Raw genomic sequence first — 13,596 nt, 5'->3', positions numbered from 1 at the left:
AGGCAGGTACAGTTCAATGCTGGCATGGAGAAAGAGTTTAGGCAAATACGGCCTGGTAAAGTCTGACTGTGAGATCCCGACGATCAAGGATGATGAGGTTCTGGTGAAAGTCCTGGCAACAGGGATCTGTGGAACGGATTTCGGAATTTATAAAGGATACAGGGAGGTTGAAGAAGGTCTGATCCCGGGACATGAATTTATCGGGGAGATCGTGAAGCTAGGATCCTCGGTGACTGGGTATGAAGTGGGAGATCGTGTAGTACCAAGCATTGTAAAAAAATGTGGCAAGTGCCCCGCCTGCATTCAGGGCTTTGAAGCACAGTGTGAAAATCTGCTGGAGATAGGGATCCACATCAACGGGAGTTTCGCAGAATATGTAGCAGTCCCGGAGGTTACACTTCATAAAGTCGGCAAAGATATGGATCTTAAGACAGGTGCCTCCATTGAGCCGGTTGCAGTGGCCTACAGTGCTGTGAAAAAAGTATTGCAGTTCATACCGGGCAAAGATGTTCTGATATATGGTCCGGGAGCTATCGGGTTATATACGGCGCAGATCGCCAGAATTGCAGGAGCGGGAAAAATTCTTATGGCGGGTACGGTGGCAGACCAGGATCGTCTGGAGCTGGCTAGAAAAAATTACAATGTTGAGATCGTCAATGTGGATGAAGAAGACGTGGATGAAAGGATGAAGGGGTGTTTCAAGTATGGGAAGGCAGACATCATATTTGAAGCGACTGGTGTTGCTGCTATCATAGGCAAGATGCTGCCACAGCTGAGACCTCATGGAGAGCTGATTTTAGTAGGTGTGTATCATGACAATTCAGAAATGAATCTGCTTCCGGCAGGAAGAGGAGAACTATCGATCCGTGGTACTTTTTGCTACACTTTGAGTGAGTTCGAATATGCTATCAGGCTCGTGGAAGCCGGTAAAATAAACTTTGATGGCATTGTTGACACGGTGGATCTGGATCATTTAGATGAAGGGTTTGAAAAAACCATGTCCAAAGAGTCTATTAAAATCGTAGCGTACAGTAAGGAATAAGAAGTGATTCGAAAATGAATAGCAAGCGAAAAAATGGCGATTTAAAAATGAATTGATAGCCGGGAATATTCAAGGATGAATACCTTAAAAAGAAGATTTTATTTTAGAAATGTTTCTCAAATAAAAAAATAGTGAAGATAAAACGTTGGAATTTCAACACTTTAAAGAAAAAGCTGAAAAAGAAGAAAAAATAGTGGATGTTGGCACGCGTGTTGCTACTTATAAGAGTGTCAAGGAAAACATGGTAACAAAGAAAGATTGAGGATACGAAAGATGACAGATTGCAAGAAACCCCTTCAGGGATTAAAAGTTTTAGATTTCACAAGAGTATATTCTGGTCCTTATTGCACCATGATGATGGGAGACCTGGGTGCCGATATCATTAAAGTAGAAAGAAAGGGTGTTGGCGATGATACTCATTACTTTGGTCCGATGAAAAATGATGAAAGCGGATATTTTACTTATTTCAATAGAAACAAAAAAAGCCTGTCGCTGGATCTAAAAGCTCCGGAGTCGATAGAGATCATCAAAGAGCTTGCAGAATGGGCAGATATCGTAGTGGAGAACTTTTCGCCAGGTGTTATGGACAGGCTGGGAATTGGATATGAGGATCTGAAAGAACGAAATCCAAAGATCATATATGGATCTATTTCTGGATTTGGACAGACAGGTCCGTACAGAAAAAAACCTGCTTACGATATTGTATGCCAGGCAATGGGCGGCTTCATGGCGTTGACCGGTGAAAAGGATGGAAAGCCTTATAAGGTTGGTCCATCAGTAGCTGATGCTCTTGCGGGGATCCACATGGCGTTCGCTATCATGGCAGCTGTTCATCACAGAGAAGAAACCGGCGAAGGACAGTTTATCGATGTAGCGATGATGGATACGGCATTTTCTGTTTTGGAAAATTTCGTCGTAACAAAAACTTTGACTGGTGAAGCACCGACAAGAAACGGTAACGCTAACCTGGGTTCCGCTCCGTTTAATACGTTCCGGACAAAGGACGGATACGTGGCCATTGCCTGTGCTAATAACGGTCTTTTCACTAAATTAGCTAAAGCCATCGATAGAGAAGATCTGCTGGATGTACCGGAATATGCCGAAAATAATTTAAGAAAAGAACATGAAGATACATTGAATCCGGAAATTGAAAAATGGACCATGGAACGCACAGCTGAAGAAGCGGTAGAAATCCTGGATGCAGCTAAAGTTCCAGTGGGGCCGATCCTGGGGATCGATGATTTGGTAAAAGACCCTCAGCTCAAAGCAAGAAACATGCTGGTGGATATCGATCATCCGGTTCTTGGCAAGGCAGCATATCCAGGTAATCCGTTGAAATTCTCCGAGACTTCGGATCTTTGCTTTAACCCTGCACCATTACTTGGGCAGCACAATGAGTACATATTAAAAGAGATTCTTGGGCTTGATGAAGACAAAATCCAGCAGTTAAAAGAAAAAGAAATCTTTTAACATAAAGAACATGCTTTGAGGAGTGCTGTGAAAGCTAATACATTTATTCACTGCGGACACTTGAGTAAGTCATAACAGACAGGACTCCTGCAAAGCTGCGTTCGAAAAATAAAACAATGAAATAACTAACAAATTTGTCTCCATTTATCCATGTATGTCATTAATACGAAGTACGCGGTCTGCGTTTTCGCAGGCTGCCGCTTCGGGTGACATGTTGGGAAAGTAAATATAAATTATAAATACATAACAAACTGACTTAAGAAACATTCTAACTTAATTTAGTACTCCTTTTTTAGGTATCCGATAAATGATTTTAGAGATTTCGTCGGATATCTAAAGCAGGAGAATAAAGGATTTTCCTGAATGTAGCCGTCAAGAAAAAAGGAGGAGCATATGGATTTTTCGTTAAAAGAAAAGACCGCTATTGTAGTCGGAGGAAGTAAAGGACTTGGATTCGGCATGGCAACAGGAATTGCACAGGCAGGAGCTAATGTAGTACTGGTAAGCCGAAATCAGGGTCAGCTGGATGATGCAGCTGAGAAGATTTCTCAGGAGACCGGAAATGAAAATGTTGTGGGCTTTGCAACGGATATCACATCGGTAGAGAACATCAACGGTCTTATTGCAAAGGTCTGCGACAAGTTCGGACAGGTCGATATCCTGTTCAATGGAGCAGGTGTCAACAAGCGGTTTTCTGCTCTGGAATTCACAGAAGCCGACTGGGACGTCGTACAGGATACACAGCTGAAATACGTGTTTTTCATGTGTCAGGCGGTAGCAAAACAAATGGTGGAAAAGGGCATTAAGGGCAAGATCATCAATATCGCTTCCCTGACAAGTCAGCTGGGATTGCCGAACATGATCTCATACTGTGCAGCCAAGGGGGCCATCGTACAGATCACCAAGGCTATGGCTAACGAATGGGCTCAGTACGGTATCAATGTAAACGCCATCGGACCAGGATACTATGAAACTGAGATGACGGCACCGCTTTTTGCCGATGAAAAGCGCAGAGCGGAGCTCTTTGCACGAATCCCGCAGAAAAAGTTCGGATTACCGTCCGACCTGGCAGGAGCCGCAGTATTCCTGGCTTCCGAAGCATCGGATTATGTGACAGGACAGGTGTTATATGTAGACGGAGGATTCCTCTGCTGTTAATTCATACATTACAACAAATTATAGTTTAACCGCTTTTAGCAAAAAAAGGAGAGTAAACAAAATGATGACAGGAAATGAGTACAAGGAAAGTTTAAGAAAAATCCATCCAAGAATTTACTACATGGGAGAAAAAATCGACTGCGTGGTAGATCACCCAATGATCAAGCCTCACGTAAATTCTGCAGCCATGACATATGATCTGGCTTGTGATCCGATGTATGAGAACCTGATGACAGCAACTTCTCATCTGACCGGAAAGAAGGTAAACCGTTTCACGCATATTCACCAGAGCATTGAAGACCTGGTAAATAAAGTGAAGATGATGAGAATGATCGCACAGAAGACTGGTACATGCTTCCAGAGATGTGTAGGATTCGATGCGATGAACGCAACTTTTATTACAACTTACAACATGGACAAGAAGTATGGTACGAATTACCATGAAAGATTCAAGAAGTGGATGACGTACGTACAGGAAAATGATCTTATGATCGCGGGTGCTATGACTGACGTTAAGGGGAACAGAAGTCTGAAGCCTTCCAAGCAGGCTGATCCGGATCTGTTCACACACGTTGTAGAAAAGAGAGAAGACGGTGTTGTCATCTGTGGCGCTAAGGCTCATATGACTGGTATGGCCAACTCTCATGAAATGCTGATCCTGCCTACTACAAATCTGCTGGATGGAGATCAGGATTACGCAATCGCATGTGCAGTTCCGGTAGATGCAGAGGGTATCACTCACATCTTCGGAAGACAGACAAACGACCAGAGAAGACTGCAGGGCGACCTGGATACTGGTAACTCCGAATACGCTATCGTAGGTGGTGAAACACTGACTGTTCTGGATCATGTATTCGTTCCTTGGGACAGAGTGTTCATGTGCGGAGAAACTGATTTTGCGCAGGACTATGTAGCTAGATTTGCGGCATATCACAGACAGAACTACGGTGGCTGTAAGGTCGGTAACTCCGACGTTCTCATCGGTGCAACTTCCATGATCGCCAAGATGAATGGAACGAGAAAGAACAGCCTGATCAAGGATAAACTGACTGAAATGATCCACCTGGCAGAAACCATGTACTGCTGCTCCCTGGCTTGCTCCTATGAAGGTGTGAAGGAAGAAGCAGGCAGCTACTATGTAAATACATTACTGGCTAACGAAGTCAAGCTCAACTGTACAAGAAACATGTATGAGATTTCCAGATTGGCACATGATATTGCCGGTGGATTCATCGCAACACTGCCTCATGAATGGGATCTGAACAATCCTGAAACAGGTAAGTGGATCGAGAAGTTCTTTGTTGGGAACGAAGAGTATACAGCAAGAGACAGAATCAAGATCGCAAGACTTCTGGAAAACATGTCCGGCGGTACTGCTCTGGCAGAATCCATGCATGGTGCAGGATCTCCACAGGCAATGAAGGTAATGATTCTGAGAGAATCCAATGTAGAACAGAAAGAACAGTTTGCAATGGATCTGGCACACGTAAAATTATAGTTTTGATCACTACATCGCGCCGGACTAACCAACCGGCGTGATGGTCTGATATAACCAAAAGTTTAGCAAACGCGGGTGTAAAAAATGATTTTAGAGAAAGTCTGCGGACTTGACCGCAGCATAGAATGGAGGAAAAACAATGAATGAAGTTGTAATCGTAGAGGGGGTAAGAACCGCTACCGGCGTGTTCGGCGGCTCATTAAGCAAAATCCCGGCACCGGTACATGGCGCAGAATGTGTGAAAGCACTGGTGGAGAGAACAGGCATCAAGCATGAAGATATCGATGAACTGATTATCGGAACTCACTTCCAGGCTGGAACAAAGGCTAACCCGGCTCGTCAGTGCGGGATCTATGCGGGGCTGCCTGATACGATCCCGGCATTTACACCAAACAAGAACTGTGCTACTGCTATGAAGGCGATGCAGTGTGCAGCACAGTCCATCCAGGTTGGCGACAACGAAGTCGTGATCGCCGGCGGATGTGAGACCATGAGTGCCATCCCTTATATTCTGCCTAAAGCAAGATTTGGATATAGAATGGGACCTGGAAAGATCGAAGACAGCATGCTTCATGACGGCCTCGTTGATCCGTTCATGAACTACCACATGGGTATTACAGCAGAAAATGTAGCTGAGAAGTGCGGTATTACGAGAGAAATGCAGGACAGATTTGCTGTAAACAGCCATAACAAAGCAGAAAAAGCATGGGCTGAGGGGAAATATGACAATGACATCGTGCCTATTACAACGAAGGTAAAGGGACAGGAAGTCGTATTTGACCACGATGAAACATATAGAAAAGACGCTAAATATGAAAACTTTGCAAAACTGAAGCCTATCTTCAAAGAAGGCGGAACAGTAACAGCAGGAAATGCTTCCCCGATCAATGACGGATCGTGCGTGCTGCTGATGATGTCAGCAGAAAAGGCGAAGGCTCTGGGTTACAAACCGATCGCTAAATATGTTGCAGCAACGTCAACAGCTCTCAGTCCATCTATCATGGGATATGCACCGGTAAGCGCTATTGAAAAGCTGGAAAAGAAAACGGGAATCAGCCGTTACGATGTAGGTCTCTACGAACTGAACGAAGCGTTCGCAGCTCAGGCAGCAGCATGCGTACAGGATCTGAAACTGGATCCGGAAATCGTAAATGTAAACGGTGGCGCAGTTGCTCTGGGTCATGCAGTAGGATGTACAGGAGCTAGAATAAGCCTGACACTGATGCGCGAAATGCAGAGAAGAAAGGTTCAGTACGGAGTCGCTTCTCTGTGTATTGGTGGCGGACAGGCTATGGCGATGATGTTTGAACTGTGCGAATAATAGTTTGGAGGAATCAGGATGACTGTTAAAAAATTATATGTTGTAGGTTCCGGAGCAATGGGCTCCGGAATCGCACAGACGGCGGCAACACATGGTATTCAGGTTATCATGAATGACATAAACGAAGAATTTGTCGCCAAAGGTTACAATAAGATCAAGAAAAGTCTGGAAAAGGCCGTTACAAAGGGCAGAATGACAGAAGAAGCAAAGGAAGAAGCACTTGCAAACCTGACAACTACAGTCTCGCTGGAAGATGCCAAGGATGCTGATTTTGTAATCGAAGCCGCATCGGAAAATAAAGAAATCAAGCTGGGGATCTTCATGCAGTTAGACAAGATCTGCAAGCCGGAAGCGATCCTCGCTTCCAATACCTCTTCTCTGCCGATCACAGAGATCGCTGCAGCAACCAAAAGACCGGATCAGGTGATCGGTACTCACTTCTTCAACCCGGTACCTGCTATGAAGCTGCTGGAGATCGTTATGGGTCTGCAGACATCCGAAACGACTTACCAGGCTGCTTTGGCTCTGGGCGAGCAGCTGGAAAAAGTGCCGGTAAAGGCGATAGATAAGGGTGGTTTCATCGTAAACAGACTGATCGATCCATTTATCAATGAGGCCGTATTTATGCTGGAAGAAGGCGTAGGTACTGCGGAGGATATCGACAACGGCTGCAAGTTCGGACTCAATCATCCGATGGGTCCTCTCGCATTAGGGGATATGATTGGCTGGGACGTTATGCTGGCAGTTATGGATGTACTGTACTATGAATACGGTGATCCTAAGTACAGACCGGCACCGCTGATGCGGAGAATGGTAAGAGCTGGACATCTGGGTGTGAAAACCGGCAAGGGTGTCTATGATTATTCGAAATAACGAGGTGCGCTATGGAATATAAGAATATTATATTTGATAAAAAAGATGGTATCGGTTACGTTACCATGAATCGTCCAAAGGCTTTAAATGCTTTAAATACAGAAGTTCTTACGGAACTGGACGATGTGTTCCGTGCTATTGATAAAGACGATGAGGTTCGGGTCGCAATTGTGACCGGAGAGGGAAGATCCTTCATCGCAGGAGCAGATATTGCACAGATGAGCGAACTGAACGGAACGGAGGGTCGTGATATGACGATCCAGGGACAGAAGGTAATGGAACTGATCGAAAGCATCAACAAGCCTGTTATTGCCGCAGTAAATGGATTTGCATTAGGCGGTGGAAATGAACTGGCTATGGCGTGTGACATCAGAATCGCTTCCGAAAAGGCCAAGTTCGGTCAGCCAGAAGTAAACCTGGGAATCATCCCTGGTTATGGTGGAACACAGCGACTGCCGCGTCTGGTTGGAAAAGGCATGGCTAAGAAGCTGATCTACAGTGCAGAGATGATCGATGCACAGGAAGCTTATAGAATCGGTCTGGTGGACGAAGTGGTGCCGGCTGAAGAACTGATGGAAGCTGCTGAAAAGCTGGCAAAGACCATCATGAGCAAGGCTCCGATCGCCATCAAGATGGCCAAGGTTGCCATCAACAACGGGATCAATACAGATCTTACAATAGGGGTGCAGTTTGAAGCGGAATCTTATACGAGCACATTCGTATCCGAAGACAGAGTCGAAGGTATGAAAGCGTTCGTAGAAAAGCGTCCGGCTGAATTCAAAAATAAATAAAAAACAAAATATTGAGATGACAAGAAGAATTTTTCTTGTTCCCATAAGTAGTTTTGAACCTTTCCTTAAAGTAAAAGATGCCGGCTGTCTCAAGTCAGTCCGGCGTCTTTTATTTTATAAAAAAAGCTGGCGGCAGTGGCGCGGCCAGCTTTGCGGAAATCTATTATTCGATTCCGTCTGGAAAATGTTCCTTGTATTTGCGGAAAAAAGTTGGTTGGCTCATATCCAGGAGAGCGGCTGCCTTGTAAGTGGAGCCGCCTTGTTTCATAGCACGTTTGATCAGATCTCGTTCCATAGTTTCCCTGGCCTGAGCATAGGTGGGAAGAGGTGTTTCGATGGAGGGTGAAGAACTGTTTTCTTCTTCTATTGATGGTGTTTGCTTGGCTGCAAAGGATGAAGTGACAGGAGCATCCAGAATGGTTTCATCAGAAAGAACGAATTGTTTTTCTATGAAATTCCTAAGCTCCCGGACATTTCCCGGCCAGTCGCCACGAAGCAGGTGGCGGATAAAATGTGGTGACATCACTTTATGAACTCCATATTTTTGATTGAGATTCTCCAACGTTTTTTCAGCAAGTTTTGGGATGTCATCTTTTCTTTCGCGTAGTGGTGGAATATTAATGGATACAACGTTCAATCTGTAATAAAGGTCGCTTCGGAACGTTCCTTCTTCGATCATTTCCTCAAGATTCTGATTGGTTGCGGCAACGATTCGAACATCTACTTTTTTACTCTTTTGGCCTCCGACTCTGGTCACTTCGTGATCCTGCAGAACTCGCAGGAGTGCGGACTGCAGGTTGATAGGAAGCTCTCCGATTTCATCCAGGAACAAGGTCCCAGTGTCGGCCAGCTCAAACATGCCGGACTTGCCTTTAGCGCTGGCACCGGTAAATGCCCCCGGGACATAACCAAAGAGTTCAGATTCCAGAAGGTTTTGTGGAATGGCGCCACAGTTTATTTTGATGTATGGCTTGTCGTCGCGCATGCTGTGTTTATGAATGTACTGCGCTACGATTTCTTTACCTACTCCAGTCTCCCCGAGAATAAGGACAGTGGAATCCATTCGGGAAATCTTTCGTGCAATGTTAAGGATGGAAGAAAACTCTTGACTGTTGCATACAATGTTTTCATCCGAAGATTCTTTCATTAACTGGCTTTGATAAAGGTCGGCACGATCTATTTCAGCCTGCAGTTTTTTGTTCAAACTGATAAGTTCAGTAATGTCGCGAACATTGGTAATGACATGGTGAACATTGCCTTCTTCATCGAAAATCGGATTCCCTGTAATAAATACTTCTTTGTTATTAGCGTTGGTCTGAGTTCGCGTAATGACTTCTTTTTTTTCTACAACATCCTGAGTGATGCTGGTAGAAAGTATTCCTTTTGTGACCAGATTCTTCATGTATTCCCCGATCAGTTGGGAACGAGGAACGCCAAAGATTCGTTCGTATGCTTTGTTGACCAGTATGGTTTTCCCGGAGGAATCGGTGATATAGATGCCGTCATAAGAATTTTCTATGATTTCATTTAGAAACTGCATATGTTTCTGTGTCTCGATGCTGCGCTGGTCAGTTGTATCTGTGTCGGAGTGTTCGTATAGAAAGCTGACCACAGCAATGGTTTTTTCGTCATGAATAATGGGAGTTCGTTCTGCGTGAACTGTTTTTTCGCCCATTGAAAATTCTTTTGGAAGAGCAGCATAATTGTCCAGAGTAACTTTAGACAGCGGGCATACTGGAAGTGCCTGTCCCACTTCTTGTTCTAAAAGTGCCGTTTCAGATGTATTGAATAATGTGGCGGCCAGTTGATTGACCATAACGATCCTTTTGTTCTGATCAAGGGCTATAATAGCCATATTAGATGCTTCAATATATGGATCGGTAAAATCACTGATAATTTCAAGTAAATCCAAATAGCGTTCATCGTAATTTGGGAAAAACAGCTTTAGATATTCTGTAATAAATGTTCGTGAAATCATATTTCCTACTCCTTGTTTTTACACTGGTTTTTCTGAATATAAGCTGTAACAGTATGATTTGTGATATAATAAAAACATAGAAATGTTATTTATATTATAGCATAAATCAGAGGTGTATTAAAATGCAAAATAAGGCAAGGATCGGGGTTTTGTTCTGCGGTGGATGTAATTGTTATTACGACCGTGAAACATTTTATAAAAAGATACAGAAAGAACTTTCGGATGAGTGCGAATTTCTGTACTATAAGGAAAATGAACATTACAATCTTGTAATGATGGTAAATGGGTGCCAGTCGGAATGCCTTATTGAGCATGAATACGGCTCACCGAAACTTCTAATTAATAATAAGAACTTCGAGAAGGCCGGTGAGCTGATCAGGTATAAGTTAAGGAATATGCCTGATTGGTAAGTGAGTGCAGTGCGAAATAAATTAGTAAACGCCCTCATTGTTATGAAAGAGAGCGATTTAGTTAAAAGTTTATAGTATACCTTGATTTTTATATTTATTATATTTTCGTGAGAACGTTGGCTGGCTTATTCCAAGAAGTTTTGCGGCTTCTTTAGTGTTTTTTGATTTTTTTAATGCTTTTTTTATCAACGAAACTTCTATAGAGGATACTGCTTTTTCAATATTAAAAGAATCAGGATCCATTGCATTTTCCAATGAATGTTGCAAATGATTATGAAAATTTTCTTTTTGTGACAGATTATTTACGTATACAGTAGATAAAATATCGCTTTCATTGAGAATATATTGTCTTTCAATGAAGTTAGAAAGCTCGCGCACGTTTCCAGGCCAATTCATGGACATAAGTTCCAGAAGGAATGTCTCGGACACTTTTTTTTGAGTATGGTATTTTTTATTGAGTTGTTTAATAAAAAGTTCCGCAAGGGGAGGAATATCATCTCGACGTTCTCGTAATGGAGGGATATTGATTGAAATGACATTTAAGCGATAATAGAGATCTTCTCGGAAGATCTTCTCTTGTATCATTTTCTTAAGGTTGCGATTTGTAGCAGCGATAAGTCGCACGGCAACTTTTTTTGTTTTTGTGCTTCCTACCCGTGTCACTTCGCCGTCCTGTAAAACTCGTAAAAGCGAGGATTGCAGATTTAATGGAAGTTCTCCGATTTCATCCAGGAATAAAGTGCCATTATCAGCCAGCTCAAACAGACCAGGCTTTCCGTTGGGATCTGCACCAGTAAAAGCACCGCCAACATATCCAAATAGTTCGGATTCAAGTAGATTTTCTGGAATTGCCCCGCAGTTGATTTTAATATAGTTATTATCTTTTCGTAAACTGTTATAGTGTATATACTTTGCAACGACTTCTTTGCCCACACCCGTTTCTCCGGTGAGAAGTACGGTTGAATCTTTAGGGGCAACTTTAGCAGCAAAGTTAAATACAGAGATTGTGTTAGAACTTTCGCAAATGATATTTTTCATTGTGGCAGTATCAAAAATCTGTTTTTGATATCTAGATATAATTTCTTTTGCCAATCGTTCTTTTTTTTCTAAGGAAATGATTTCAGATATATCACGTACATTAGTTACTACCGCGATGATTTCATTTTGATCATTAAAAATAGGGTTGCCAGTGATCAGTACGTTTTTACCGGAAACCAGTTCTTCGGTTACCGTAATGGATTTTTTTGAGGAGATTACATCTCCTGTAATATCGACTTTCATAATGCCGGATTTTATTAAATCATCCATATGCTTTCCTATATACTCAGATCTTTTATGTCCGGTCAAATTTTCGTATGCCTTGTTTACATACACAGTAATACTGTCTTTGTTTGTTATATAAATACCGTCATAAGAGTTCTCAAGTATAGAAAAAACAAAATCTTTATTCGCGAACATCATATCATTCATAAAATCACCTGTGTCATACATAAAGAACAGTCTATAAACCACAGTATTACACTCAATAATACTATGGTTTATAGATGATAGGAATTTAATAATACACTATTTTTTCAGCATAGGGAATATGAAATCGAAAATCTCTAATGTTTTGTCAATATCACTTTCCGTGTGAGCTGTAGAAATGTAAATGCGACCTCTTGCAGAGGTTAGCCTTACCCCATATTGTGTAGCCAAAAGGAACAGTTTATCATAAGCTTTTCTATCTACATTTTGTAAACAGTCGCGGAAATCCTCCGGTGCTCGGTCAATACCCAGCTGCAGCTGACAGATAGCATTGTGGTGGTTTGCATACACTTTGATCCCGTGTTTTTTGCCTAGTTCCATAAGACCAGCAGTTAGTTTTTTGCCTAAGGTATCCATCCTCTCATATGTTCCTGGCTTTTCTAATTCTGCGATGGTCGCCAGTGAAGCAGCCACTGCGATCGGTGTGGCATTGAAGGTTCCAGACGGGTGAACTTTTTCCATGAGCTCTCTTCTTCCGCAAATCATGGAGAGAGAGAAGCCACCGGCGATGGCTTTACCGAAGATTGCAAGATCCGGAGTGACACCGAAGTACTGCTGCGCTCCACCTAAGGAGAGACGGAATCCAGTGATAACTTCATCAAAGATCAGCAGTACACCATGCTTTTCGCACATATCTTTGACAGCCTGCAGATATCCTTCCTTCGGCAGGATAGGACCTTCGTCACACATGTATGGCTCCATCAGAACAGCTGCGATATCGTCGTGAGCGTCCAGAATCGCTTCCAGAGATTCGGCATCGTTCCAAGGAGCAACGATAATGTCATTTGTTGTATCGATTCTTTGACCGGCTGTATTCATCAACTTGTTGATGCTTGATTTTGGACCTAGCTCTTCAAGTGTGTCTGCGCCGATGGTTACCTTTTGCTCATCAGCCCAGCCATGATACTGGCCTTCGAATTTTACGATCTTCATTTTACCGGTATGTGCTCTGGCAACACGCCATGCATGCATATTTGCCTCAGTGCCGGAACTTTGAAAACTTACCATTTCCGCACATGGAATTATTTCTGTTAGTTTTTTCGCTAATTTACAAAGATCTTCTGTTGGAGTAGAGAATTGAGAACCTTTTTTCAGCTGTTCTTTTACAGCCTCATTGACCGATTCCGGAGCATAACCCAGGATCATCGGACCAAAACCGGCCACATAATCAATGTAATCATTGCCATCTACATCGTACATGTGGGATCCTTTACCGTGTGTCATGCAGATTGGATATTCCTCATTTTTGGCTTTATGGAAAGAACTGCTAACCCCATCAACAAGATATTTCTTTGTTTCGAAAAATAATGCTTTTGATTTTTCAGTATTGTATTTATCCATTATTTACATCTATATAGTAAAGAAAAATTGGTTTACAATCTTTACTATAGCCTCCCTTCTAATGTATTAATATAATAGTTTAATGAATACTAAAATGTAAATGCAAATCACATGCCAGTATAGTGAAAATGAATATTTAAATGTATAAAGGAGCTTTTAGAAGTGTTTTAGGCATTATGCGAAAAGG

General features: G+C 42.6%; 10 protein-coding genes. 7 read left to right on the top strand and 3 right to left on the bottom strand.

All coding sequences use genetic code 11. The features are described 5' to 3' along the window. The first annotated feature begins 16 nt into the window (after positions 1-16). The 7 genes from H8876_RS07515 to H8876_RS07485 all read left to right on the top strand — a co-directional run bounded on the left by H8876_RS07515 (position 17) and on the right by H8876_RS07485 (position 8,153). Positions 17-1,042, top strand: a complete 1,026-nt coding sequence (locus H8876_RS07515) for a zinc-dependent alcohol dehydrogenase (RefSeq protein WP_249287223.1) — start codon at positions 17-19, stop codon at positions 1,040-1,042. A gap of 273 nt (positions 1,043-1,315) precedes the next feature. Next, positions 1,316-2,512: a CaiB/BaiF CoA transferase family protein gene (locus H8876_RS07510; protein WP_249287222.1), complete on the top strand. Its 1,197-nt coding sequence runs from the start codon at positions 1,316-1,318 to the stop codon at positions 2,510-2,512. A 393-nt stretch (positions 2,513-2,905) separates the two neighbouring features. Then, on the top strand, positions 2,906-3,670 hold the full coding sequence (locus H8876_RS07505) for a glucose 1-dehydrogenase (RefSeq protein ID WP_249287221.1): 765 nt from the start codon (positions 2,906-2,908) through the stop codon (positions 3,668-3,670). A 61-nt stretch (positions 3,671-3,731) separates the two neighbouring features. Next, on the top strand, positions 3,732-5,168 hold the full coding sequence (locus H8876_RS07500; RefSeq protein ID WP_177265476.1) for a 4-hydroxyphenylacetate 3-hydroxylase family protein: 1,437 nt from the start codon (positions 3,732-3,734) through the stop codon (positions 5,166-5,168). A gap of 139 nt (positions 5,169-5,307) precedes the next feature. Continuing rightward, the gene (locus tag H8876_RS07495) at positions 5,308-6,489 is read left to right on the top strand and encodes a thiolase family protein (protein WP_249287220.1); all 1,182 of its coding nucleotides are present in this window, start codon (positions 5,308-5,310) and stop codon (positions 6,487-6,489) included. An 18-nt stretch (positions 6,490-6,507) separates the two neighbouring features. Further along, positions 6,508-7,362: a 3-hydroxybutyryl-CoA dehydrogenase gene (locus H8876_RS07490; protein ID WP_249287219.1), complete on the top strand. Its 855-nt coding sequence runs from the start codon at positions 6,508-6,510 to the stop codon at positions 7,360-7,362. 11 nt (positions 7,363-7,373) lie between these two features. Further along, positions 7,374-8,153 carry an enoyl-CoA hydratase-related protein gene (locus H8876_RS07485; protein ID WP_249287218.1) on the top strand — a complete coding sequence of 260 codons (780 nt, stop codon included), beginning with the start codon at positions 7,374-7,376 and terminating at the stop codon, positions 8,151-8,153. A gap of 163 nt (positions 8,154-8,316) precedes the next feature. Here the strand turns inward: H8876_RS07485 and H8876_RS07480 are convergent, their stop codons facing one another. The 3 genes from H8876_RS07480 to H8876_RS07470 form a co-directional block, all read right to left on the bottom strand. Beyond that, positions 8,317-10,131, bottom strand: coding sequence for a sigma 54-interacting transcriptional regulator (locus tag H8876_RS07480; protein WP_249287217.1), 1,815 nt, complete (start codon positions 10,129-10,131; stop codon positions 8,317-8,319). Between the two features lie 479 nt (positions 10,132-10,610). Beyond that, positions 10,611-12,011: a sigma-54 interaction domain-containing protein gene (locus H8876_RS07475; protein WP_249287216.1), complete on the bottom strand. Its 1,401-nt coding sequence runs from the start codon at positions 12,009-12,011 to the stop codon at positions 10,611-10,613. Positions 12,012-12,107: 96 nt separating this feature from the next. Next, positions 12,108-13,409: an aspartate aminotransferase family protein gene (locus tag H8876_RS07470; protein ID WP_283241782.1), complete on the bottom strand. Its 1,302-nt coding sequence runs from the start codon at positions 13,407-13,409 to the stop codon at positions 12,108-12,110. Positions 13,410-13,596 lie beyond the last annotated feature (187 nt).

Origin of the sequence: Lentihominibacter faecis (genome assembly GCF_014306095.1) — a bacterium.
Lineage (GTDB): Bacteria > Bacillota > Clostridia > Peptostreptococcales > Anaerovoracaceae > Lentihominibacter > Lentihominibacter faecis.
This window is presented reverse-complemented; position numbering and strand designations above follow the sequence as displayed.